General features: G+C 39.5%; 24 protein-coding genes and 1 pseudogene. 5 read left to right on the top strand and 20 right to left on the bottom strand.

Annotation, left to right across the window (positions count from 1 at the left end):
* Positions 1-62: 62 nt before the first annotated feature.
* Positions 63-1,313: an aminotransferase-like domain-containing protein gene (locus EL097_RS08450; protein ID WP_003048355.1), complete on the top strand. Its 1,251-nt coding sequence runs from the start codon at positions 63-65 to the stop codon at positions 1,311-1,313.
* 53 nt (positions 1,314-1,366) lie between these two features.
* Here the strand turns inward: EL097_RS08450 and EL097_RS08455 are convergent, their stop codons facing one another.
* The 11 genes from EL097_RS08455 to EL097_RS08500 all read right to left on the bottom strand — a co-directional run bounded on the left by EL097_RS08455 (position 1,367) and on the right by EL097_RS08500 (position 12,504).
* On the bottom strand, positions 1,367-1,705 hold the full coding sequence (locus EL097_RS08455) for an ATP cone domain-containing protein (protein ID WP_003048353.1): 339 nt from the start codon (positions 1,703-1,705) through the stop codon (positions 1,367-1,369).
* A gap of 533 nt (positions 1,706-2,238) precedes the next feature.
* Positions 2,239-3,816, bottom strand: coding sequence for a cardiolipin synthase (gene cls, locus EL097_RS08460; protein ID WP_003048352.1), 1,578 nt, complete (start codon positions 3,814-3,816; stop codon positions 2,239-2,241).
* Between the two features lie 244 nt (positions 3,817-4,060).
* Positions 4,061-4,186 carry a hypothetical protein gene (locus EL097_RS11070; protein WP_003048350.1) on the bottom strand — a complete coding sequence of 42 codons (126 nt, stop codon included), beginning with the start codon at positions 4,184-4,186 and terminating at the stop codon, positions 4,061-4,063.
* 372 nt (positions 4,187-4,558) lie between these two features.
* Positions 4,559-6,229 (bottom strand): formate--tetrahydrofolate ligase, encoded by a 1,671-nt coding sequence (locus tag EL097_RS08465; protein WP_003048348.1) that lies wholly within the window; start codon positions 6,227-6,229, stop codon positions 4,559-4,561.
* A 127-nt stretch (positions 6,230-6,356) separates the two neighbouring features.
* A complete protein-coding gene (locus tag EL097_RS08470) occupies positions 6,357-7,376 on the bottom strand; it encodes a lipoate--protein ligase (RefSeq protein ID WP_003048346.1) in 1,020 nt (339 codons plus the stop codon).
* Positions 7,377-7,422: 46 nt separating this feature from the next.
* Positions 7,423-8,304 (bottom strand): SIR2 family NAD-dependent protein deacylase, encoded by an 882-nt coding sequence (locus EL097_RS08475; protein WP_003048344.1) that lies wholly within the window; start codon positions 8,302-8,304, stop codon positions 7,423-7,425.
* The gene (locus tag EL097_RS08480; protein ID WP_003048342.1) at positions 8,297-9,109 is read right to left on the bottom strand and encodes a protein-ADP-ribose hydrolase; all 813 of its coding nucleotides are present in this window, start codon (positions 9,107-9,109) and stop codon (positions 8,297-8,299) included. Before EL097_RS08480 ends, EL097_RS08475 begins: the two co-directional genes overlap by 8 nt.
* Positions 9,102-9,434 (bottom strand): glycine cleavage system protein H, encoded by a 333-nt coding sequence (locus EL097_RS08485; protein ID WP_003048340.1) that lies wholly within the window; start codon positions 9,432-9,434, stop codon positions 9,102-9,104. The genes EL097_RS08480 and EL097_RS08485 overlap by 8 nt, the downstream gene beginning before the upstream one ends.
* Before the next feature lie 42 nt (positions 9,435-9,476).
* The gene (locus EL097_RS08490; protein WP_003048338.1) at positions 9,477-10,475 is read right to left on the bottom strand and encodes an LLM class flavin-dependent oxidoreductase; all 999 of its coding nucleotides are present in this window, start codon (positions 10,473-10,475) and stop codon (positions 9,477-9,479) included.
* On the bottom strand, positions 10,472-11,671 hold the full coding sequence (locus tag EL097_RS08495) for an NADH-dependent flavin oxidoreductase (protein ID WP_003048336.1): 1,200 nt from the start codon (positions 11,669-11,671) through the stop codon (positions 10,472-10,474). The genes EL097_RS08490 and EL097_RS08495 overlap by 4 nt, the downstream gene beginning before the upstream one ends.
* Entirely contained in the window at positions 11,668-12,504 is an 837-nt protein-coding gene (locus tag EL097_RS08500; protein ID WP_003048334.1) for a lipoate--protein ligase family protein, read from the bottom strand. Before EL097_RS08500 ends, EL097_RS08495 begins: the two co-directional genes overlap by 4 nt.
* A gap of 225 nt (positions 12,505-12,729) precedes the next feature.
* Between EL097_RS08500 and EL097_RS08505 the strand changes: the two genes are divergently transcribed.
* The 4 genes from EL097_RS08505 to EL097_RS08520 all read left to right on the top strand — a co-directional run bounded on the left by EL097_RS08505 (position 12,730) and on the right by EL097_RS08520 (position 16,481).
* Positions 12,730-13,416, top strand: coding sequence for a phosphopantothenate--cysteine ligase (locus tag EL097_RS08505; RefSeq protein ID WP_003048332.1), 687 nt, complete (start codon positions 12,730-12,732; stop codon positions 13,414-13,416).
* Positions 13,409-13,954, top strand: coding sequence for a phosphopantothenoylcysteine decarboxylase (gene coaC, locus EL097_RS08510; protein ID WP_003048330.1), 546 nt, complete (start codon positions 13,409-13,411; stop codon positions 13,952-13,954). The genes EL097_RS08505 and coaC overlap by 8 nt, the downstream gene beginning before the upstream one ends.
* Positions 13,955-14,030: 76 nt before the next feature.
* Entirely contained in the window at positions 14,031-14,600 is a 570-nt protein-coding gene (locus tag EL097_RS08515) for an ECF transporter S component (RefSeq protein WP_003048329.1), read from the top strand.
* Positions 14,601-14,765: 165 nt separating this feature from the next.
* The gene (locus EL097_RS08520; RefSeq protein WP_129545021.1) at positions 14,766-16,481 is read left to right on the top strand and encodes a phospho-sugar mutase; all 1,716 of its coding nucleotides are present in this window, start codon (positions 14,766-14,768) and stop codon (positions 16,479-16,481) included.
* A gap of 95 nt (positions 16,482-16,576) precedes the next feature.
* Here the strand turns inward: EL097_RS08520 and EL097_RS10625 are convergent.
* From EL097_RS10625 to EL097_RS08570, 9 genes and pseudogenes are all read right to left on the bottom strand, one after another.
* Positions 16,577-17,297, bottom strand: a pseudogene (locus EL097_RS10625) (group II intron maturase-specific domain-containing protein); the annotation flags it as partial.
* A 366-nt stretch (positions 17,298-17,663) separates the two neighbouring features.
* Entirely contained in the window at positions 17,664-18,620 is a 957-nt protein-coding gene (locus EL097_RS08535; protein WP_003048323.1) for an ABC transporter permease, read from the bottom strand.
* Position 18,621: 1 nt separating this feature from the next.
* Positions 18,622-19,686: an ABC transporter permease gene (locus EL097_RS08540; RefSeq protein ID WP_003048320.1), complete on the bottom strand. Its 1,065-nt coding sequence runs from the start codon at positions 19,684-19,686 to the stop codon at positions 18,622-18,624.
* The gene (locus tag EL097_RS08545) at positions 19,679-21,211 is read right to left on the bottom strand and encodes an ABC transporter ATP-binding protein (RefSeq protein WP_003048318.1); all 1,533 of its coding nucleotides are present in this window, start codon (positions 21,209-21,211) and stop codon (positions 19,679-19,681) included. Before EL097_RS08545 ends, EL097_RS08540 begins: the two co-directional genes overlap by 8 nt.
* A gap of 131 nt (positions 21,212-21,342) precedes the next feature.
* The gene (locus EL097_RS08550; RefSeq protein WP_093998607.1) at positions 21,343-22,395 is read right to left on the bottom strand and encodes a BMP family lipoprotein; all 1,053 of its coding nucleotides are present in this window, start codon (positions 22,393-22,395) and stop codon (positions 21,343-21,345) included.
* Positions 22,396-22,488: 93 nt separating this feature from the next.
* A complete protein-coding gene (locus EL097_RS08555; protein WP_003048314.1) occupies positions 22,489-22,878 on the bottom strand; it encodes a cytidine deaminase in 390 nt (129 codons plus the stop codon).
* Positions 22,865-23,527, bottom strand: a complete 663-nt coding sequence (gene deoC / locus EL097_RS08560; RefSeq protein WP_003048312.1) for a deoxyribose-phosphate aldolase — start codon at positions 23,525-23,527, stop codon at positions 22,865-22,867. Before deoC ends, EL097_RS08555 begins: the two co-directional genes overlap by 14 nt.
* Positions 23,528-23,542: 15 nt before the next feature.
* Positions 23,543-24,820 (bottom strand): pyrimidine-nucleoside phosphorylase, encoded by a 1,278-nt coding sequence (locus tag EL097_RS08565; RefSeq protein WP_003048310.1) that lies wholly within the window; start codon positions 24,818-24,820, stop codon positions 23,543-23,545.
* On the bottom strand, positions 24,807-25,406 hold the full coding sequence (locus tag EL097_RS08570) for a class I SAM-dependent methyltransferase (protein WP_003048308.1): 600 nt from the start codon (positions 25,404-25,406) through the stop codon (positions 24,807-24,809). The genes EL097_RS08565 and EL097_RS08570 overlap by 14 nt, the downstream gene beginning before the upstream one ends.
* Positions 25,407-25,558: the final 152 nt, after the last annotated feature.

Raw genomic sequence — 25,558 nt, forward strand, 5'->3', positions numbered from 1 at the left:
ATTGTAAGGAAAACATTTATTGAGTACAATAGAAATAAATTTAAACTGTACGGGGACAATTTATGACAAGTAAATACCAATCCATTATTTCTGATTTAGATCAGGCTATTCAGGACCGTAGCCTGAAAAAAGGAGAGCGACTGCCTTCCATTAGGCAATTAAGTGACATTTATCATTGCAGTAAAGATACGGTACAGCGAGCCCTTTTGGAATTAAAATACCGTCATTTAATCTACGCAGTCCCAAAAAGTGGTTATTATGTTCTGGGGAAGGTGACTGAGGAGGAGACTTCTTTAGACTTGAGTCTTGAAGATTATAATAACATGGCTTATGAGGATTTTCGCCTTTGCTTGAATGAGACCTTGGTGGCTAGAGAATCCTATCTTTTTCATTATTATCATAAGGCTGAGGGGCTAGAAGAATTGCGAGATGCCCTCTTGCCTTATTTGGCAGATAATAGTATTTATGGTAACAAAGAGCAACTACTCATTACCTCAGGAACACAACAGGCGCTTTATATTTTATCACAGATGTCTTTTCCTGGTTCTGGTCAGACTATTCTCATTGAACAGCCCACCTACCATCGTATGGAAACGCTTCTTAATAACTTAGGAGTAACTTACCGCACCATTCATCGAGATTTTAACGGGCTCAATTTAGAAGAATTGGAATCTCTCTTTAAATCTGGAGACATTAAGTTCTTTTACACGATTTCTCGCTTTTCAAATCCTTTAGGTCTATCCTATAGCACCAAAGAAAAGGAAGCCATTGTTCGGTTGGCTCAACAGTATCAGGTTTATATCTTAGAAGATGATTACCTCGGGGACTTTGTCAAATCCAAAGAAACTCCTCTCCATTACTATGATACCCATGAGCGTGTGATTTATCTGAAATCCTTTTCAATGAGTGTTTTCCCTGCACTCCGTATCGGAACCCTTGTCTTACCTTCCGCTTTAAAAGCGAGTTTCCTTACACAAAAATCAATGATTGATTTGGATACCAACCTACTCATGCAAAAGGCCTTGTCACTGTATTTAGAAAATGGCATGTTTCAGAAAAACCTAAAGCATATCAAGCAGTTGTTAAAGCAACGAGAAGACAGTCTAGTCACTTTTTTAAACAAGTACCATCCTAATCTTAATTATCGCCTCACTCCAACCCACTTGATTATTAACTGTGATAAATCTATCTTGCTCCCTTCTTCTTGGCCAAATCCAATGATTAACCTTGTTGTAACGGACAAAACCCGTTACCTCACGATAGCCATTACACAAGACATACAAAAGACATTAGCTCTTCTGTTTGCACATTAGCTAACACAAAAACGCTCCTTTTTCTAGCTTACTAGAAAAGGGAGCGTTTTTTATTATTTAGTTTGTTCAAAACGCAAGTGAACGATAATGCGGTCACCGTACCCATTGCGTTCAAGGTCTCGTTGGAGGCGATAAGAAATATAATGTTCGGCAATAGTAATATAGCCGGCATCCATCAAACGATTCTCGACCAGAGATTGAATCATATTGATGGTCGGGCGTTCAGCATGTGCTTCTTCTAAATCAATCACCACTTTTTTAGTGACTTGGGCAAGGTTTTGTCGCCATGTCTCATCAATAACATAGACCGTTCTTGCTGCCTTGATAATCGCTTGATAAATTTTATCTGGGTCAAATTCAGCAACTTGACCATCACGCTTAATAATTTGCATAAGAGCGCCTCTTTTCATTAGTTTTCATCTTTACTTACATTATGCAAATGTTTTCAGGATTTGTCAAGTCATAGTACTCAAACTAGCGATATATCAAGGATAAGGAGCCTTTTTATTTTGTTCATCAACTGATAACTAGGTTAAACAAGTAGAAAAGTATCAGACTTACTTGGGAAAATCAATCCTCTTTCATGTAGGTTTTCAGCAATTTGAACCGTATTCCAAGTAGCACCTCTTGCTCCGACAATGGCTACAGTATAACCTATAAAATACCTCTTTCTGACAACTTAAAAAATGTTCTAAAATTTGCATTAGCCCCATTATAGCCTGCTTCATTAGAAAAGAAAAGCACAAAAAAGGATTGAGAGTATCTCAATCCAAGGGGCATTCTTAACAAATAAGAGTGTGATAAAAAGGTTCACACAGATTATCAAAGTCGGCTTCCTGCCTTAATGACTTCCCCTGCGCAAAAGTGGTTTTGCAACCACAATCGACTCACCGCATAGATTTATTCTAACAGAATCTTGTCAAGATTACAAGAGGGGAGCAATGGTTCTTACTAGAAGTCCAATTAATTTTTGATACCACGGACGACGCTGAACTTGTTCAAGTGTTATCAGCAACGACTTTTCTTGTGTCGCTTTGAAATCAGCAACAATATCAGCAATAGCAGAGACGCGATACAAGTAAGCCGCACATTCAAAATGATGGTACAGGCTGCGATAGTCCAAATTAATTGTTCCCACAACAGCCTTGGTATTATCAGAAACAAAGACTTTTGAATGCACAAAACCAGGTTGGTATTCATAAATCTTAACCCCTGAAGTCATGAGAGCCTTGTAGTAAGTTTTTGCTAGTGCATAAGGAATGCCTTTATCAGGAACCCCTGGCATAATAATGCGAATATCTACTCCACGTTCGGCAGCAAATCGCAGAGCATGTTCCATTTCGCTATCCAAAATCAAATAAGGCGTCATGATGTAGACGTAGTTTTTGGCATGGTTTAAGATATCAATATAAACATTTTCACCGACTTTGTCAGTATCTAGCGGCGAATCACCATAGGGAATCACATAACCATCTGATGGAAGAGACCGGGAATGCTCAGAAAGATAGGGCTCAATATTTAATTTTTTTTCAGTAATAGACCACATCTGTAAAAAGAGAATTAAAAAACTGTCTGTGGCTTCACCTTCTACCATTAGACCAGCGTCTTTCCAATGCCCAAACCGATCAATTTCATTAATGTATTCATCTGCTAAATTAATACCGCCTGTGAAAGAAACCTCTCCGTCAATCACTACAATTTTGCGGTGATCTCGATAGTTATAATAAGTAGAGATAAAGGGTGAAATAGGTAAAAAAGATTTGGCTTTAATGCCTAACCGCTCAAGTCTAGCTGCATAATCTGACGACAAAGTTGACAGTTCATTCATCCCATCAAATAAGACCCTGACCTCGACACCTTCACTCACTTTTTTCTCTAGGATACTAAGAATTTCTCCCCACATTTGCCCTTCGGCAATAATGAAAAATTCAAGAAAGATATACTTTTTCGCCAACAGTAATTGTTCTTTCAAACTCTCGAAAAAAGTCTCTCCTGTTGGAAAATAGGTGGTCCGCGTATTGTTGTATATTGGGAAATTGCCACGGCTTCTTTCCAAATATTGCACCAAATGATAAGTCGTTGAGGTATTATCTTTTAAAACCTCTAAAATAGCTTCATCGTCTCTAAGATAGGGAGCCGAAAGATCGATAAGGTGATTGATTTTCTGTTTGAGCCCTCGATAGCCCCAATCTAATTTTGTGTAAATCAGAAAGAGAGACCCTAACAAGGGAGCAATCATGATCAAAATTAACCAGGTCATTCTTGAGATAGCATCCATTTCACTATTCACCAAGTATAAGACAATAACAATGGCAAAAACACTTTCAAGAATGGTCATCCAAACACGATACTGCTCCATCAAAGCGTAGGATTGAAACAAAAAGGCTAGTTGAAGAACGATTAACAGTGCGATAACAGTGGTTCTACTAAAAATCCCTCTCAAAAATCCTCGTTTCCCTTTATGGAGCAAATATTTTACTTTTGCTTTCTTTTTGATAATCAATCCTCCAAAATCTCATTTTCCTTATTATATCACAGTAAAGCAAGAAGAGAGCGTCCCTTGCTAATTTATTACTCTTTTGACCAGATAGATCAATATCTCTTTTTAGTAACTAAATCCGTGCTAAAGTGATGAATGAATGGTTGCAAATCAAATTCTCTGCCTAATCATATTTGCTGAGTAGGCATACAGTAAGCCCATTTGTTATCTGTCGATACTTTACTGATTCACCTCTTGCTATATTTTATCAAAAGACATTGACTTTGTCTTTTGCAACTTTAGCAGGTATTTCTGCATGATTAACCAATTTGGAAACGAAGTCCCTCCTGTAATTGGCTGACATCAATGCTAAATTTACCTGTTTAAGTGTCATCAGTTGCTTCCTTGGTAATTTTAGAAGGGTAGTTTTGACTTCTACTGTGAAATCTTGAGTTTGAGGTTTTGCTCCCTCTGTCAATACAGACTGATTATTGAATAATAAAATGCTTGCCGTTACAAGTGTTAATTGACCCAGTATCTTTTTCTTCGAGTAGTGTGTGAATACAATGTTATTAAAAAATTGATAATAGATTCATTTAACATTGATGCACTTTTGCAATATTAATAGTTAGCAAATAACATTTGGCAAAATAAAGCAGCTGTATTTTGTCTTTAAAAGCTCTTTGATACTGAAACCGTTGCAAAAAGAACCTAGCTCATGCTGAACTAAGTTCTTTCAATTGATTAAGTTTTTAAGTGATCTTTCTTAGAAGAGACCTAGGGCTGTGCCGTCTTCTGCAACATCCATTGCCATAGCAGCTGGAACTTTAGGCAAACCAGGCATGGTCATCACGTCACCTGTTAGAGCAACAATGAAGCCTGCTCCTGTTTTGGGAACAAATTCACGAATGGTAATGTCAAAATCGGTTGGTGCTCCTAACAAGGTTTGGTTATCTGAAAAACTGTACTGGGTCTTAGCCATACAAACGGGGAGATGATCCCATCCAAATTCAGCGAATTGCTTCAACTGAGTTTTGGCCTTTGTTCCAAACTGAACAGCCTTACCACCATATATTTGGGTGACAATTTTCGTCACTTTCTCTTCTAGTGATTCGTCGTCTGAATAGAGACGTTTGTAGTCGGCCGTTTCTTGCTCAATCACACGAACCACTGTCTTGGCTAATGCTAAGCCTCCCTCAGCTCCGTTTGCCCAAATGCTTGCTAATTCTACTGGAACTTCAATCTCTTCACAGAGAGCTTTTAACGTGGCAATTTCAGCTTCTGTATCGGCAACAAATTCATTGATGGCTACCACAACTGGAACTTTAAATTGACGCATATTTTCCACATGACGTTTTAAATTGGCAAATCCTAAACGAATTGCTTCACAATTTTCAGTGGCTAGGTCTGATTTAGCTACGCCTCCATGCATTTTGAGGGCACGCAAGGTTGCAACAATGACAATAGCATCTGGTGTTTTAGGAAGATTAGGTACTTTGATATTTAGGAATTTTTCAGCCCCTAGGTCGGCACCAAATCCAGCTTCTGTAACGGTGTAATCTGCTAACCGCAGAGCTGTTGAAGTTGCAAGCACAGAGTTGCAACCATGGGCAATATTGGCAAATGGACCTCCATGGACAAAAGCTGGCGTCCCATAGATGGTTTGGACTAAGTTGGGCTTAATAGCATCTTTAAGAATCAGTGTCAAGGCACCTTCAACCTTGAGATCACGAACATATACTGGCTGACGGTCATAAGTATAGGCTACAATAATACTAGCAAGTCGTTCTTTAAGGTCTTTTAAATCAGTTGCTAAACATAAGATTGCCATGATTTCAGATGCTACGGTAATATCAAAACCATCCTCGCGTGGAACCCCATTAACGGGACTACCTAGGCCGACAATCACCTGACGAAGAGCACGATCATTGAGGTCCACCACACGTTTCCAGATAATACGACGAGGGTCAATTCCCAAATCATTTCCCTGTTGTAGATGATTATCAATCAAAGCTGATAAAGCATTATTAGCCGTTGTAATGGCATGCATATCACCTGTGAAATGAAGATTAATATCTTCCATTGGCAGAACTTGGGCATAACCTCCACCAGCAGCTCCTCCTTTAATTCCCATAACAGGCCCCAGAGAAGGCTCGCGTAAGGCAAGCATGGTTTTTTTACCCATTTGATTTAAGGCATCTGCCAATCCAATTGACATGGTTGATTTTCCTTCTCCTGCTGGGGTAGGGTTAATAGCAGTTACCAAGATTAATTTTCCGGGCTCATTAGCTTCGACAGCTTTCATTTTCTCAAAAGATAGCTTAGCCTTATATTTGCCATAAAGCTCAATGTCATCGCCATCTATACCAACCTTTTTAATAATGTCAGTGATTGGTTTTAGGGCGACACTTTGGGCGATTTCAATATCTGATTTCATGATAACTCCTCACTTTTACGTAATGACGTCATTATATCACATTTTATTTAAAGCGTACATTTATTTGAATTACAACATTTATCATTCGTGTTTTATTGTCTTCAAACAGTCTGAGATAACTTTTTCATCAAGAAAACATCAAATTGGTTAATTCTTCCGCTGTAATAGCACCTAAATAAGGAGATAAATCAATTGCTTTGAGGGCAACTAGGACATCTTCTTTTTCCATTCTTGTTCCTATTAAGTGGTCCTCAAGTTCTGCAATGTCTGCCTTTCCAAAAAAGTCTCCGTAAATGCGACAAGCTGCAATGTAGCCTTTTTTAATGTCTAAATGAATATCAACAGTCCCATCGGTAAAACGGCCATCCCTGTGGTAACGGTATTGTGGGGCATTGCCATAATTCCATTCCCAATTTTTATATTTACGCTCTGTTAAAGCGTCGATTTGTTGCCAATCTTCTTCTGTTAAGTCATATCGCTTGGCTTGGCTAATCGTCTCAATTTTTAGTAATTGACAAACTATTAAATCTTTGAACTCCTCGATCGTGATGCCTTGATATTGGCGTGCTAAATGTTCTCTAATGTTACCAACGCGGCTACGAACTGACTTGATTCCTTTTGACTCAATCTTCTTACGGTTAGGATTGAGCACTTTTTCCATGGCTTCAAAATCCACATCTAAAAGAAGAGAATAACCGCCATAAACGCGACCATTAGCAATGGTCATTGCAGCACCAGAAACTTTTTTACCATCAATCACCAAGTCATTTCGTCCAGACATTTCCACACCTGTTACCCCTAAATGATGAAGAGCTTCAATAGCAGGCTCATAGGTTCTTTTAAAATCACCAAAAATGCCATTGTCATTAATCAAGTAACAAATGTTAACAGCGCCAGAATCCACATAAATTGCTCCACCGCCAGTATCTCGGCGAACAACTGGTATCTGATGCTCTTTCAAATAGTCTTGATTGGTTTCCACGACTGCATTTTGAAATTTTCCAATCTCAACTTTGGGATCACAATAGTATGGAAATAAAATATCGTCATCTAAAAATAGATTTTCTTGGACGTAAACTTGCATGGCTAGAGCAACAGCTCCATCAGTAATGCGTTTTCCGTTACGGATTGGTTCAATAAGGTACATGTGACTCTCTCTTTCTATTTCTTTGTTATTTACTTATTGGCATTGATCACGACTGTTGATAAATGGCTTTTGCGGCACTAATCAACTGTGCAATGTGTTCTGTCAGTTCCAGACTTTGCTGCCTGATTGGCAGAGGAATGCGGTAATGTTTGTGATTCAAGGTAACGAATAAGGCATTAGGATTTTCCGACACGCGCTTCCAAAATGGATGCTTAATAAATTGTGGTGTCGTATGCCCCACACCAATTTCTAAATAAAGCACCTTGTCCTCTTTGTGTTCTGATAAAAAAGTCTCATAACGTGCTTTTTGCGCATGAAAATCAGCATCTTCAACCATTCCTTTTTCTTCGTTGCGCTTGTTAATTTCAAAAGGTGCACCACATTTAGGACAATGAGGGATTAGCTGACTTGGAACTTTCATGTTTGTCTGCTCAGCAATCATTTGTCGTATCACATGATCATCTTGATAAGTCTGCTGATGACAGTGCTGACTGCATTGCCACAAACCGTATTCTCCTTGAATATGAAAAATTTTATTAGGGTCATAGTTTGCTGCCCAAAAAGCATTATCAGCATTCGTCGTAATAATATGATAGTCTTTGGTTTCCAAAATCTCTTTTAAATCAAGATAAGACTGACCTACGGGCTGATCAAGGTAATTCAAAGCGACAAAGCGACTTTGAAAGGCCCAGTATTCTTGCCAGTCTTCAAAATCAAAAAGACTAGCTTGCAACATATCCAAAAACTGATACTTAGCAATAAAATCTGGGAAGGCAGTCTCAAAACGCGGTCCGATATAAGTAAAGCCATCAGCTGCAGACATGCCAGCTCCAATACCAACAACAAGGGCATCTGCTTCTTTAATCAATTGGGCCAGTTGTTCTGCCTGACTGAGGTCTTCCTTGTGAGAGGTTTGCCAATTACTCACAGTCTTTCTCCTTTTGTAAATAAGTGTCATATAGGGTTTTGTCTTCTGATGTAAAGGTATTAAAAATAATAGCCAAAGTCTTAGAGTCTGGATGTTCTGCTTGCCATTTAAAAACCGCCTTAATAGCAATTTGTGCGGCTTCTTTTTTAGGAAAACCAAATTCTCCTGTTGAAATAGAACAAAAAGCTAAGCTGGTCAGTCCTGCTTTAACCGCCAAATCAAGGCTAGAACGGTAACAACGGGCTAACAAATCAGCTCTAATCGGAGAAATGTGTTGTCCTTTGGCAATCCTTGGACCTACGGTATGAATAATATAAGAGGCCGGTAGATGATAAGCACTGGTAAGCTTTGCTTGACCGATAGCTTCTTTACGGCCTTGTTCAGTTATGATTGCCTGACAGGCTAAGCGTAAACGGCTTCCAGCAAAAGTATGGATAGCATTATCAATACAGCCATGATTAGGAATAAAACATCCCAATAACTCACTATTAGCTGCATTAACAATGGCATCTACTCCCAGATACCTCATATCACCGCAATAAAGAAAAAGACTAGTATAGTTAGTTTTTTGGCAATCCTTGACTGATACAGGGACAAAGGAAGTGCGCCAATCATCTAGGTAAGCATCTTCTAGTTGCAAATAATCTTGTGACAAAGGCAAAGCAGGGCGCTGATTAACAAGGGCTCTCCACAAGTCTTGTCGTTCTATTAAAGAATTAGGCAAGGGGCAGGCCAAAGAATTGTTAAGCTGCTCTGCTTGCAACAGACCAATCATTTCCCCTAATAAATCAAATGAACTAGGCATCTTCTAAGGTATCAAAAGCTGCTTGATCAACGTCTGTTAGCACAATAATCCAGTTGTCCTCAGCTTTTTCTGAATTCAAAAGGGTTGGTGTGAGGGTGGCAGCCTCATTACGCTCAACAACTGTCCCAGCTAATGGTGATAAGACAGACATGACGGTCTTAGAAGCCTCTAGATTTAAGATAATATCATCAACGGCAAGATGATTGTTATTCGTAAATTCAGCATAACCAATGGTACCAATATCATCTTGTAATTCTGGTGTCATACTAATGGTGTAGCGGGCATCTGTTTTCTCAATTAATAAGTAATTTGCAATTTTTTTCATTGTTTTTTTCCTTTCAGTTTAAAGAATTGTTTTTGAATAAGATTAAATGGTCATGTACAAGTCTGCTAGCAGTTCTAAGGCTCGTTGTCTATTGGCAAATTCAGGGATCAAGGGGATGGCTAATAATTCGTCGGCTTGGCAAGCTTGCATCAGCCTATCCAATTGTTTTTTGACCGTCTGAGGTGAACCAATAACCATGCGACTACGATTTGCTGCAACGGTCTTTCTTTGATTTTCTGTCAGGGAATAGTGGCTTGCTTCTTTAGCAGTAGGGTAAGTTTTAAAAGCGTTGAAGTCTTGTTGGCCAAGCATCCAAATATCCAACGGTTTAGCCAATGCTTCTGCTTCCTCGTCGGTATCAGCAAGCACAATAAAAGCAGCTAACATTAATTGGGGATTCTTGAAATGACTAGAAGGTTTAAAAGTCTGGCGATAACAAGCCGATACTTCCTGCGCTTCTCTTATTGGGTCTTTTGGCATATAGGGAAAAATACCAAAAGTGTAACCCAAACCTAATTGACCAGCTAATTGGGCTGTTTCTGAACTATTACTCAATAGCCAAAGTTGCGGGTAGACCTTCCCCTTCGGATTGACGGCAATAGGAAGAGGGTTTGGATCATCAGGTGACAGATAAGTAGATAATTCTTCTATTACTCGACCGTAGTCTTCCTTAATGTGAATACTAGACAAGGCCCTCTGAACCAATGGTGTTCCTAAAGAATTTCCGATGCCTAAATCAATGCGATTAGGATGCAAAGCCTCTAAAGTCATCATCCATTCCGCAATCTTAAAGCTACTATAATGCAGAGGCATAATACCTCCTGAGCCTATCCGAATCTGTTTGGTATGATCTGCTAAATGCATCATCAATAACTCTGGGCTGCTGGTCGCAAAGGCATAAATATTATGATGCTCAGCCACCCAAAAACGGTGAAAGCGAAGTTTATCGGCTACTTGTGCTAAACAGCGCGTTTCTAATAAAGCTTCTTGAGGTGTTTTTTCGTTATCAATCACCCCATAATCAAGAACACTGACTTTCATTCTTCCTCCTTGTAATATTGAGCAAGACTGCGAAAAAGCTCGCGGGATTCTTCGGGTAAAGATTCCCCATAATCCATCAAAGGAACAATATCTTTGAACGATGCTTGAGGAATGGCTAAACTTGCTAGATCCTCAGGTCGAATTCTTAAGCAAATAGCCTCTTCACGGCCTTCTTTGATTTTATGAGCAAATTCTGGATCAACCACTAAGGAAGTTGAAACTCCAACAAAGTCAGAATGGGTTAAGGCTTCGATTGCTTTTTCGGGAGTGTTAATACCCCCTGTCGCCATAACTGGTAACCGATTGTTCAAATGCTCCCAAACAACCTGATTGACCAATTGTCCATAATAAGAACCAGGTGAACGAACAGTATTTCGAAACACATGATGGCCCCAACTTGCTATCGCTAAATAATCCAGTTCAGCAACTTCTAGTGCCCAATCCATCAGCTGTAAGAAATCTTCTATCGCGTAGCCAATGTTATGACCCCTTGTTTCTTCAGGGGTGGCACGAAAACCAAAAATAAAACCATCAGGAGCTTCCTGCTTAATCACCTGGTGAACAGCTTGCAGGACTTCAAGAGTTAATTTAGCACGACTAGCAAGCGATTGACCACCATAACTATCTGTTCGTTGGTTAGAGAAGGTAGAGAAAAAGCTTTGAATCAATAAGCGCTGCGCCGAAGACACTTCGACACCATCAAAGCCTGCCTGAATTGCCCGCCAGGCGGCCTGAGCGTAAGCTGCAATCAATTCTTCTATTTGCTGTCCTGTTAAAGGCTTAACTTCGTGAGGTTGCGGCGACCTCAACTGCATGTAACTAGGGCCATAAACAAAGCCATAGTTAGCCAAGGTCTGACTAGCAAATCGGCCAGCATGTGTCAATTGTAAGACAGCTTTAGCTCCCTTTGCCTTCATCGCTTGAGCTAACTTTTTCAAGCCGGGAATGTCGGCATCTTTTGCGACACTAAAACCATATTTAAACAATTGACCATAAGGATCCACATAGGCCGCTCCTGTAATTTGTAGAGGGGCTGATTCTGCTCGTCTCAAAGCATAGGATACATCATCTTGGGTGACATAACCGTTTTTTGTGGATGAGTTGGTCACCATAGGAGACAAGACAAAACGGCTATCTAAACGACTCCCATTGGGCAAAATTAAGGGCTTGAATAAAGGTCTAAATCTTTCTTTCATTTGCCTTCCTTTCTGGCGACTTCTAGTTGCATCCGCTCATAGACAGCATCAAAATCAGTCAGTAAGGCTTGATCTGGCCGTTTTTCCGTGAGCGAAAAGCCCAACTGTCGCAAGGTCAATCGGAGACGTTCAAGGACTTTTGCCACTGTAAAAGGCGTCTCAAGAAGTTCTGAAAGAGTTGCCATACATTTCGGATCAATTTGAGGATAACTAACCTTGGTAATTTTTCCTTGTGTTCCGGCTTCATAAAAAGCTTTGATAAGTTGACCACGCGCTGCTTGATCACCACAAACACTCAAGTAGATAGAGACCACAATCCCTTTTTTGATGCGACGCTGGGCGATACCTGCAAACTTGCGACCTGCAATACTGAGATCAAAATTACCAGGGCAATAGGACCTTTTAATTTCCACGTATTCAATAGGATGATAGTAATCAGAAAAGGTTGCTCTAATCAGGTCAACCATCATTAAGTAGGCATTGACAATACTGATACGTTCTGAAAGCTGATCTGGAATAATCAATGAAAAATTCAAAATCCCCTCATCTGCAACGACGGCCAAGCCACCAATATTACGAACAACAGGATAATAATTCCTTTCTTTGAGTACCTGCTTCGCCAAATTAAGGTAAGGTAGTTGCTGATCCAACATGCCTAAAATGACTGTATTCGTCATCGGCCATATATGCCAAATAATTTGATTGGGCTCCTGATTGATGGCTGTTAAAAATACTTCTGTCCATGCGAAAGGACGCAAGGCGTCATCTGCCTCTATCAAGCCCTCGTCATACACTGAGATAGGCAAGTCCTGTAAATTCCGAATCTCTAACACAATAGTTCCTTTCTTAGCTGAAACCGCTTCCCCTATTTTAACGCAAAAGGCATCTTTTCGCCACTATGCTGCTTCTCTTTTCTTATTTTTCTCTTATTTTCATGAATTTTCGAGAGTAAAAGGCAAGTCACCTGACAGACTGCCGTAACAATACTAGTCAAGTGCCCTTTTTCTGTAAAATGAACTTGCGTTTACTATTTCTTGCTTTTCTGTTAAAATATGGCTATGAAACTATTAATCACATCAGGTGGCACAACCGAACCAATTGATGCTGTTAGAGGCATCACTAATCATTCAACAGGTCAACTTGGCAAATTAGTAGCCGAAGAATTTTTGAAACACCAGCATGAGGTAACCTTAGTAACAACCAAATCAGCTATTAAACCAGTAGCAACAGACCGGCTGACCATTATTGAAATCACAACAGTTAAGGACTTGATGGCTGTCTTACAAGAGCAAGTTCCTCATCATGAGCTACTTATCCATAGTATGGCTGTCTCCGACTACACGCCTGTTTATATGACAGATTTGGAGGAGGTCGCTCAGGCAGAAAAACTCGACAAGTTTTTAACCAGCCACAATGGAGAACAAAAGATTTCGTCTCAGTCTGACTATCAGATTCTTTTTTTAAAGAAAACACCTAAGGTTATTTCTTACATTAAAGAATGGAATCCTCGGATAAAACTGATCGGCTTTAAGCTTCTCGTAAACGTATCCAAGGAAGAATTAATTAAAGTAGCTCGTGCAAGTCTCTATCAAAATAAGGCTGACTACATCCTGGCCAATGATTTAGCCAATATTGGACCAAATCAACATAAGGCATTTCTTGTTTCAGACAAAGAGGTCCAACCCGTCGATACCAAAGAAGCTATTGCCAATTTATTATATGAAAGGCTGACCAAACATGACTAAACACATTACCCTAGCTGTTTCTGGTAGCATATCTGCCTACAAAGCAGCCGATTTAACTAGCCAATTGGTTAAAAAAGGCTACGAAGTGACCGTTTTAATGACTGAAGCAGCCACTGCCTTTATCACACCTCTGACCTTGCAAGTCTTGTCTAAGAACCCCGTTCATCTTGATGTTATAAAAGAAGATGACGTTAAGAGTGTTAATCATATTAAATTGGCTAAACAGACAGATTTGTTTATCCTTGCACCAGCAAGCGCCAACACCATAGCCCATCTCTCTTATGGCTTCGCAGATAATATCGTCACTAGTGTGGCACTAGCTTTACCCCTTACGACACCAAAATTAATAGCTCCAGCTATGAATACCAAAATGTATCAAAACCCCATTACTCAAAAAAATATTAAACACTTATCTACGGCAGGTTTTATCGAAATTCCTCCAAAAACCAGCTTATTAGCTTGTGGAGATACAGGACCAGGTGCCTTGGCTGATCTTCCTGTAATTTTAGAAGCTATTGACACTATATTAGCCTCCTAACAGCTTTTCCCCTTGTCACCCACTTAAAAATTTGGTATTATATTATAAATTTATAAAAAATATATTGGAGAGTGAAATGAACCGCCATAAATCAACTGAAATTTCTCGCGTGGCTATCTTTTTTGCCATCATGTTAGTCATTCATTTTGTTAGCAGCTTGGTTTTCAATCTTTGGCCTGTCCCAATTAAGCCAACACTTGTGCATGTTCCTGTTATTGTCGCTTCTATTATGTATGGCCCGCGTATCGGCGCTATTTTAGGTGGCTTAATGGGACTCATTAGTGTCATCACAAATACCCTTGTCCTGCTGCCAACTAACTATCTTTTTTCACCATTTGTTGATCAAGGAAATTTAGCCTCCTTAATGATTGCCATGGTGCCACGTATTTTAATTGGAATCACACCTTATTATACTTATAAGTTCATCCATAATAAATTTGGTTTAATCATTTCTGGACTTGTTGGATCATTGACCAATACGGTCTTTGTCTTATCTGGTATTTTTATTTTTTTCTCAACCGTTTTTGGGGGCAACATCAAAGCATTACTGGCAACGATTGTCTCAACAAATGCTATCGTTGAAATGATTATTTCAGCTTTAATTACCTTTACCCTGATTCCAACATTGTCTAAGCTAAAAAAATAAATAACAACCTATATCAAGAGACTGGGACAAACAGTCTCTTTTTTAAAACCTTATTAATTATCTGAAAAATTGAAAAACTGCTTGGAAACTATTGCAAAAAATTAGTGATTTTTTCTTTTTAACATGATATAATGAAAGCGGTTAAAAATATATAAGGAGACGACTATGACTTATACAGAAAATTATCAAAAATGGCTAGATGTCCCTGATCTTCCAGCCTATTTAAAAGATGAACTGCTCAGTATGGATGACAAAACAAAAGAAGATGCCTTTTATACAAACCTTGAGTTTGGAACGGCTGGTATGCGTGGTTACATCAGTGCTGGAACCAATCGCATTAATATCTATGTTGTTCGTCAAGCAACAGAAGGACTTGCTAAATTAATTGAATCAAAAGGCGATGATGTTAAAAAAGCTGGTGTAGCCATTGCTTATGATTCACGCCATTTTTCACCAGAATTTGCCTTTGAATCAGCACAAGTTTTAGCAGCACACGATATTAAATCTTATGTCTTTGAAAGCTTACGTCCAACTCCAGAATTATCTTTTGCTGTTCGTTATTTAGGGGCATTTGCTGGTATTATGGTAACTGCCAGCCACAACCCTGCTCCTTTCAACGGTTATAAAGTCTATGGTGCTGATGGTGGTCAAATGCCACCTGCTGACGCCGATGCCTTAACTGATTATATTCGCGCCATTGATAATCCTTTCACAATCGCCCTCGCTGATTTAGACGAAGCTAAAGCCTCTGGCCTGATTGAAGTGATTGGTGAAGCTCTCGATGCTGCCTACCTAGAAGAAGTAAAAAGTGTCAATATTAACCAAGAATTGATTCATCAATATGGTCGTGATATGAAAATTGTTTATACACCACTCCATGGAACAGGTGAAATGCTGGCACGTCGTGCTTTAGCACAAGCTGGCTTTGAATCCATACAAGTCGTTGAAGCCCAAGCAAAACCAGACCCGGATTTCTCAACAGTTGCCTCACCAAATCCTGAAAGTCAAGCTGCCTTTGCCTTAGCTGAAGAACTAGGACGTCAAGTTGATGCCGATGTGTTGGTTGCTACCGACCCAGATGCGGACCGCTTAGGAGTTGAAATTCGTCAAACTGATGGTAGCTATTGGAATTTATCTGGTAATCAAATCGGTGCCTTAATGGCCAAGTATATTTTGGAAGCTCACAAACAAGCAGGCACTCTCCCAGAAAATGCTGCCCTAGCAAAATCCATCGTCTCCACTGAACTGGTAACCAAAATTGCCGAAAGTTATGGCGCGACCATGTTTAACGTGCTAACAGGTTTCAAGTTCATCGCTGAAAAAATTCAAGAATTTGAAGAGAAACACAATCATACCTACATGTTTGGTTTTGAAGAGAGTTTTGGGTACCTGATCAAACCATTTGTTCGTGATAAAGATGCTATTCAAGCTGTTTTACTCGTTGCTGAAATCGCAGCCTACTACCGCTCTCGTGGTCTAACTTTAGCCGATGGTATCGACGAAATTTTTAAAGAATATGGCTATTTTGCTGAAAAAACCATCTCTGTGACTCTTTCCGGTGTAGATGGCGCTGCTGCAATCAAGAAAATCATGGATAAGTTCCGTGACCATGCTCCAAGTCAATTTAACCAAACTGATATTGTCTTGACTGAGGACTTCCTGGCTCAAACTGCAAGCACTAAAGATGCCCAAACTGCTTTAACAACTCCTCCTAGCAACGTCTTGAAATATACATTAGCAGACGATAGCTGGTTTGCTGTACGACCATCAGGAACTGAACCTAAAATAAAATTCTACATTGCTACAGTAGGTGATACTCTTGACATCGCTCAAGAAAAAATAGCTAACATTGAAACAGAAATCAATGCTTTCGTTGGCTAAAACAATCAAGTAGAGACTAATCTCTAGTCCTTCTCCTCTCACACTACCGTGCATGCCGTTTGACACATGGCAGTTCAACTAATTTTTAACGCATGTCATTCTAAATAATACTCTAGGTAAGAAACCAGTCCACGTTGAGCGAGGACTGGTTTTAATATGGCTCGTTTTAGTACTGACTTCTGAGCCACTAATTGATAATAGTCACTCTATCCAGATACTTTATCCGCTATCCACTTCGGTACTCCTAGTTTAATAAGTCCCTATAGTCGCCTAGGTTTCTTTTCCATGGCTTCTAGATAATAACTCTACGCATGTCCTCAACCCTTCATCAATTTTTGCCATAGCAGTTTTCATAGCTGTCAAGGAAAAGTAGTTTGTCCAACCTCGGATAACCTAATTGAGTTTCTCAATTCACCTGTCTAGGTCAATGCTCCACTTACAATCTGCACACTATCTTGATGTGGACGACTTTTCCAACTCTCTGATGATTTCCAGAACCAAAATCCTAGATATTTCAGTTTGCTCGCTCTCACAACCTTAGTCTCAGTCATGTTGACCTTCTAACCTAATCGTTTTTCAATGAATTAGCCATAGTTAGCAGCTACTTCACTGCCAACTGTGATAACACCATCATCTACGTAGCGGACGAAACGAAGACTTCGACTTTCCAAGCTCATTAAGCATGATATTGGACAGGAGTAGTGACCAGTTTTCTCCTTGTAGCGTTCCGATTAGTGTTTTATAAGATGTCCAGTGACGACCACACCTCAATGAAGATACTTTACCAATAAGAGATTCTATGTCGCTGTCCTGTATTCCTAGAGCCACGATTTCGCTAGCCCTTCCTCTCCACGCTACTTCACGGTAGTCTGGCCTTGGGAGTCACTATTGGATTTACCGAGCTGGTGCCCACAGAGGACTTTCACCTCAGGTGTACGACATGCCCGTCGTGCACTCAACAGATGTCAATTTTCACTGGTAACTTTTACTTTAAAAATGAAAGGCAAGCCAAAAGAACTAAGCCACTGACTTAGTTCTAGTCTGTTCCTGCTTCTACTCTGATGGTGACTGACAATCCAATATTCGCGTTGCCACCCTCAAAAAAGCACCCCTAAAGCTAGACATGACTATCTTGCTTTAGAAGTGCTATTAAAACTCATTAAGAGACTTACTAATATAACTTTATTTAGATTTAATGTAATTTACACCATCAGCTTTTGGCGCAACTGATTGTCCGAAGAAGGCTGCCAAGATAATAATGGTTACCACATAAGGGGCAATCTGGAGATAAACGGTTGGAATTTTTTCCAATACTGGCAACTGCGCTCCAATAACTGCCAAACTTTGTGATAAACCAAAGAAAAGACTGGATAACATAGCTCCAACGGGATTCCATTTACCAAAAATCATGGCTGCAAGGGCAATAAATCCAGGGCCTAAGATAGTTGTTACAGCAAAGTTAACTGAAATTGATTGAGCATAAACAGCCCCGCCAATTCCTCCTAGGAAACCTGAAATCATCACACCGTAGTATTTCATCAAATAAACATTAATACCGAGTGTATCTGCCGCCTGTGGATGCTCACCGACTGAACGTAAACGTAAACCAAATCTTGTTTTGTAAAGCACAAACCAAGCAAGGAATGAAAAGGCAACAGCAAGGTAACCAACTAAGCTAGTATTTTTGAAGAAAATATCACCAATCACAGGAATTTGTGACAATCCTGGAAAATCAAATTTCCCAAAAGATTGTTGGATATTATCAGTCTGTCCTTTACCATACATTACCTTTACCAAAAAGACTGCAAAAGAAGGTGCTAGCAAGTTTAATACTGTACCACTGACAATATGGTCAGCCCTAAAGTTAATGGTTGCTAAGGCATGGATCAAAGAGAAAACCAAACCAACAATACCACCAACTAAGACGGCAATCCAAGGTGTTGCTTTTCCGAAGGTGTCAGCAAACTCAAGGTTAAAGACAATTCCTGAGAAGGCTCCCATAACCATGATACCTTCTAAGCCGACATTAACAACACCAGAACGTTCTGAAAAAGTTCCTCCGATACTTGTGAAAATGAGTGGTGTTGCATAAATAAGCATAGATGACATCAATAAGGCAAAAATCGTTACTAAACTCATCTTATTTACCACCCTTCACTAGTTTTTTAGGTCGAATAATGTAACGTTCAATAAGGTAGTGAGCCCCTACAAAGAAAATGATTGAGGCAGTCACGACTTTAACCAGTTCTGGTGGAATACCTGCTATGTTCATTCCTGGAGCACCAATATTTAAGACACCAAATAAGAATGATGAGAAGAAAATGCCAATTGGTGAATTTGCTGCAAGCAAGCTAACTGCCATACCGTCAAAACCAACTGCCAAAGAAGACCCCTGCACAAAGACATTTTCAAAAGTACCAAGTCCTTCAACCACTCCCCCAAGTCCTGCAAGAGCACCCGAAATAATCATTGATAAGATAATGGTACGTTTTGATGACATCCCTGCATACTCAGAAGCATGTGGATTAAGTCCAACAGAACGAATTTCAAACCCAAGTGTGGTCTTGTTTAACAAAAACCAGATTAAGGCAATGGCAATAATAGCAAAGAAAATCCCAATATTAATCCGAGAATTATTTGTCAAAGCTGATAACCAATGGGTTTGATAACTAGCATTATCACTAACTTGGATTGTTGAGTCAATACTTTGTTTAACACTTTGAGGGTATCCCTTTTGAATGATTGCATTACCAACATAAAGAATGATATAGTTCATCATGATAGTAACAATAACTTCACTGGTACCCAGATAAGCCCTCAAAATACCTGGGATAGCGCCAGCAATTCCTCCTGCAATCATACCAATCAAAACAGTCATGATAATCATAAGAGGGCGCGGCATATCTGGATTAACTAAAGCAAACCAGCCGGCAGCAATCCAACCTGCTAGGGCTTGACCTGATAACCCGACGTTGAAGAAACCGGCACGACTAGCAACGGTAAATCCAAGTGCGATGAGAATCAGTGGCCCCATTGCCCGGAAGATTTCACCGATATTTTTAACGCTACCAAAGGCAATTTGGAATAGACCTTCATAACCCCAAATTGGGTCGTAACCAAAGATAAACATGATAATAGCGCCAAGTAAAAATCCTAACAAGACGGAAATCATTGGCACAGCAATTTTTTGTGCATTTTTAGGCATGACTTTCCTCCTTATGAATTGAACCACCCGCCATTAAGATACCAAGTTCTTGTTTGTTGGTCTCTTCTGGCAATACAATACCTTGAATTTTACCATCGTGGATAACCGCAATACGGTCTGATAAATTCAAGATTTCATCAAGTTCAAAACTAACAACGAGGACAGCTTTGCCTTTATCACGTTCTTCAATGAGACGCTTATGAATATACTCAATCGCTCCAACATCTAAACCGCGTGTTGGTTGACTAACAATCAACAAATCTGGATCACGATCAACCTCACGGGCAATAATAGCTTTTTGCTGATTACCACCTGAGAAGCCGCGAGCAGGAACCAATTCATTGGCACCACGAACATCAAACTCACTCATTAAGTTACGGGCGTATTCATTGATTTTAGTATAGTTTAAGATACCATTTTTACTTAATGGTTCTTTATAATAGGTTTGCAAGGCTGTATTTTCAGCTAAGGATAGATCTAAAACCAAACCATCTCTGTGACGGTCCTCTGGGACATGTCCTACTGATAATTCTGTGATTTTACGTGAGGTTAAATGGGTTACTTCTTGATTTTTAACCATGATGCTTCCAGATTTAGCCTTACGAAGACCTGTAATAGCTTGGATCAATTCTGATTGACCATTGCCGTCAATCCCAGCAATCCCAACAATCTCACCAGCTCTCACGTCAAGTGACAAGCCTTTAACCGCTGGAACACCACGATTTTCATCAACTTCTAAATTCTTAATAGACAAGACAACGTCTTTAGGTTCAGATGCCTTTTTAGCAGTCGTAAAGGAAACTGAGCGCCCGACCATCATTTCTGCCAAATCTTGTGATGTAGCTCCTGCTACATTAACAGTTTGAATACTCTTACCACGACGAATAACTGTAACGCGGTCAGCAACGGCTCTGATTTCATCCAATTTGTGGGTGATTAAAATGATAGACTTGCCTTCTTTAACCAAGTTGCGCATAATGCTCATCAATTCTTGAATCTCAGCAGGTGTTAAAACAGCAGTTGGTTCATCAAAAATCAGAATATCCGCACCACGATACAAAGTTTTTAAAATCTCAACACGTTGTTGAGCTCCAACTGAAATATCAGCAACTTTTGCTGAAGGATTGATTGCAAGGCCATATTTTTCAGATAATTCTTTGATTTCTTTTGAGGCTTGTTTAAGGTCCAAACAACCATTTTTCACCACTTCATTTCCCAAAATAATGTTTTCAGCAACTGTAAAGGCTTCTACTAACATGAAATGTTGGTGAACCATCCCAATACCAAGCTTAGCAGACTTGGATGGCGAATCAATTAGAACTGGCTTGTCATTAATGACAATTTCTCCACTAGTTGGTTCTAAAAGACCAGCTAGCATATTCATTAGGGTCGATTTTCCAGCTCCATTTTCACCTAGCAAGGCATGAATTTCACCTTTTCTGACATTCAAATTAATGTGGTCATTTGCTACAAAATCACCAAATTTCTTCGTGATTTCTCTCATTTCAATGACATGCTGTGTCATAGGATAATTTCCTTTCAATTCAATCTTTTATTTCAGTAAAGCTTGTCATTTGTCACAAGCTTTACTGAGATAAAAGTTATCTCAGTCCAAAAAGGGCGACCGACAAAGGTCGCGCTTCTTGTTTTTTACCATTATTTTTCAGGAACTTTAATGTCACCAGATTTAATTTTTTCTTTTGCTTCTTCAATAGCTTTAATTGTTTCTTTTGAAACGTTTGTTGTTGCGATTTCAACACCACCATCTTTCAAACCGTAAACAGTTGTTTTTCCTCCAGGGAATTTTTTGTCTGCTACTTGTTTGTTGATTAACTGAACAGCTTTACCAACTTCTTTGATTGATGAAGCAAGAACAAAGTTTGCTTCTTTTCCATCTTTAGAAGTGTATTTACCTTCATCTTTTTGGTCACGGTCAACACCGATTACCCAAACTTTATCGGCTTCGTTACGTTTTTCGTTAACAGCTTTAGCTTCGTTAAAGACACCTGCTCCAGTTCCACCTGCTGCTTGATAAATAACGTCTGCACCAGCTGCGTATTGGGCTGCTGCGATTGTTTTACCTTTAGCGGCATCACCAAATGAGCCGGCATAGTCAACTTTGATTTGAATGGAATCGTCAACAGATTTCACACCTGCTTCAAATCCTTTTTCAAAACGAGTAATAACAGTACCTTCCATACCACCTACGAAACCAACTGTTTTGGTTTTAGTAGTTTTCGCTGCTGCAATACCTGCAAGATAAGCGGCTTCATGATCGGCAAATGTCACACTTGCAACGTTGTCTTTTCCTTCGATAACGTCATCGATGATAACAAATTTAACACCATCATTATCTCCAGCAGCCTTAGCAATAGCATCTTTCAAGGCAAAACCGATACCATAAACCACTTGGTAGCCGCCTGAAACTGCTGTATCTAGGTTAGTTGCATACTCAGATTCACTTGTAGATTGGAAGTAATCGAAACCTGCGCCCTTTTTAAGACCCATTTCTTTTCCCCAAGCTTGCAAGCCTTCCCAAGCTGATTGGTTGAATGATTTATCATCAACACCACCAGTATCGGTAACCATTGCAACTTTTAAATCAGTTTTTCCTGCTTCTCCACCTTTAGAAGCACCGCGGTTACCACAAGCAGCCAAACCTAGTAAAGCTACTGAAGCTAAACCAAGACCAATAAATTTCTTGTTCATGAATATGAACCCTCCTAAAAAATATTTCTAGCAAACAAGTTGCTGAAAGTAAATATAAAGCCAAGACGGCTAGATAACAAGAATTAAGTCAGATTATGATAAATCTGTAAATGAATAAGGCAGTAAATCACCGACAGTCATTTCAAGGGTTTGACCATTTTTGGCAATTAAGGTAACTAGAGAAGACGGTTCAAAGAACTCTGCCATTACTTGACGACAAGCTCCACAAGGAGAAACAGGTTCTTGCGTCTCTCCATAAATGGCAATTTCTGCTAATTCCTTATGTCCATCGGAAACGGCTTTAAATATAGCTGTTCGCTCACCACAATTGGTCAGCCCAAAACTAGCATTTTCAATATTGCAACCAGTATAGATTGTCCCATCTTTAGTTTTGAGAGCTGCTCCAATCGGAAAATGTGAATAAGGAACGTAAGCATGCTTACTGGCGTCAATGGCTAATGAAACTAAATCAGTAGCCACCATTTGCAATATCACCCTTCATAATAGTTACTCCTGCGGATGTTCCAATACGAGTAGCACCTGCTTCGATAAAGGCCATTACATCCTCAAAAGAACGGGCACCACCAGCAGCTTTGACCCCGATGTCAGGTCCCACAGTTTGGCGCATTAATTTGACGTCTGAGATGGTTGCTCCACCTGTTGAAAAACCTGTTGAGGTTTTTACAAAATCAACACCTGCTTTAACAGCTAATTGACATGCTCTAACTTTTTCTTCGTCAGTCAAGAGACAAGCTTCGATAATCACTTTAACAAGTTTGTCACCACTTGCTTCAACAACAGCACGCATATCGTTTTCAACAGCTTGATCGTCACCTTGTTTCAAGAGACCAATGTTGATTACCATATCAATTTCATCAGCACCATTTGCAATAGCATCTTTGGTTTCAAAAGCTTTGGTTGCTGATGTAGTTGCCCCTAAAGGAAAACCTACAACCGTACAAACTTTAACATCAGAATCTTTTAAAGCTTCTGCAGCATAAGCGACCCAACTTGGATTAACGCAAACACTTGCAAAATCATACATTTTTGCCTCATCAATTAATTGATCAAGTTGTGATTGCACACTATCTGCTTTTAGCAGGGTATGATCAATATATTTATTAATGTTCATTATGAGAATTCCTCCTTAGGAAATAATTTCAATGATCTCTTTAGGTTCAATTTGTGCTACACCTATTTTAACATTTTTTTCGAATTCTGTAAGCACTTTTTTAGGTAAATCTTCCTGTGAGAAGATGACAGCAATACGGTCTCCCTTACTTACAGAATCACCAATTTTCTTATCAAAAACAATTCCAGATTCATAATCAAGTGGATCTGTTTTTACCGCTCGACCCGCTCCTAATCTCATGGCAAATAACCCAAATTCTAGGGCTGGTAATTCGGTAATGTAGCCATCTTCAACAGCAAATACTTCTGTCTGCACAGCAGCCGATGACTCGCGGTAAAGATCCTTAAGGTCACCACCTTGATAGGTAACCATTTCTTCAAATTTCGCTAAAGCTGTTCCATCAACCAGATTTTTTCTGATGTCTTCTAGTGACTTATCAACGCCAGCTAAACGCAACATAATCTGAGCCAACTCGCAAATGAAATGGGTAATATCTTCGCGCCCCTTGCCTTGCATAATATCCAAAGCTTCTAACACTTCCAGACGATTGCCAATAGCTCGTCCCAGAGGTTGACTCATATTGGTAATGACAGCAACCGTCTTACGACCAACTTCTTTTCCTAAATCTACCATTAAACGAGATAGTTTTTCGGCATCTTCTATAGTTTTCATAAAGGCGCCATCACCTACAGTAACATCTAAGAGAATGCTATCCGCACCGGCGGCAATTTTTTTACTCATGACTGAGCTTGCTATTAGAGGAATAATATCAACGGTTGCCGTAACATCTCTTAGAGCGTATAACAGTTTATCCGCCTTAACCAGTTTATCGGATTGACCGATAACAGAGATGCCAATGTCTTGCACTTGTTTAATAAAGTCATCTTGGCTACGGTCAATTTGAAAACCTTTGATTGCTTCAAGCTTATCTAGCGTACCACCTGTGTGACCTAGCCCACGACCACTCATTTTAGCAACGGGAACATCAAAACTTGCTACAAGAGGCGCTAAGATTAGAGTTACCTTATCCCCCACACCACCTGTTGAATGTTTGTCTGTTTTGACACCTGCAATAGCTGAAAGATCAATTTGCTCTCCAGTCTCAACCATGCTCATAGTCAAATCCCGTGTTTCACGGGTTGTCATTCCCTTGAAATAGATGGCCATGGCAAAAGCAGCCATTTGGTAATCAGGAACTGTTCCATTAGCATAGCCACTAATCAACCAATTAATTTCTTCGGTTGTCAGTTCTTTGCCGTCACGTTTTTTTTGAATTAAATCAACTGTTCTCATGCTTTGTACTCCTTAGAATATAGTAGCCTTTGTCTTTTTTGATAATCTCAACATTGCCAAACACATGCGCCATTTTCTCTTTAGCGCTAGGTGCTCCTTGTTTCTTTTGAATTACGATAGTTAAATCACCTTGATTAACTAAAAAGTCAATGCTTTTTTCAATAATGTCATGAACAACTTTTTTCCCCGCTCTAATGGGGGGATTGCTAATAATATGGTCAAATTGCCCGCTAACATTTTCATAAATGTTTGATTGAAAAATGGAAACGTCAACATCATTAAAGCTTGCATTTTTCTTGGCTAAATCAATCGCTCGGTTGTTAATATCAACCAAGGTTGCTTCTACCCCTTGAACTTTTGCCAGGCTTATCCCTAGGGGACCATAGCCACAACCCAAGTCCAAAATGCGTTCATTTTTGGTGAAATTCAACGTATTTAACAACACTTGGCTACCAAAATCAATCATTTTCTTTGAAAAGACACCAGAGTCTGTTAAGAAAGTAAACGGAAAACCGAGTAATGTTACATTCAATTCATGAATATCATGAAGACTATCTGGGTTCTCGTCATAATACATTTTTGCCATCGTTTTTCCTATCTTTTTAAGATGCTTTTTCATTCTATCACACTTTGAAATGGTTTACAAGACGCTTGTTCTAAAAGGATTACTAGGGTATTAATCGGTAAAACCGAACATTAACTGCACGCTTTTTAATTTACAGAAAAATCTTCTTGGAA

The sequence above is a fragment of the Streptococcus canis genome (assembly GCF_900636575.1).
Lineage (GTDB): Bacteria > Bacillota > Bacilli > Lactobacillales > Streptococcaceae > Streptococcus > Streptococcus canis.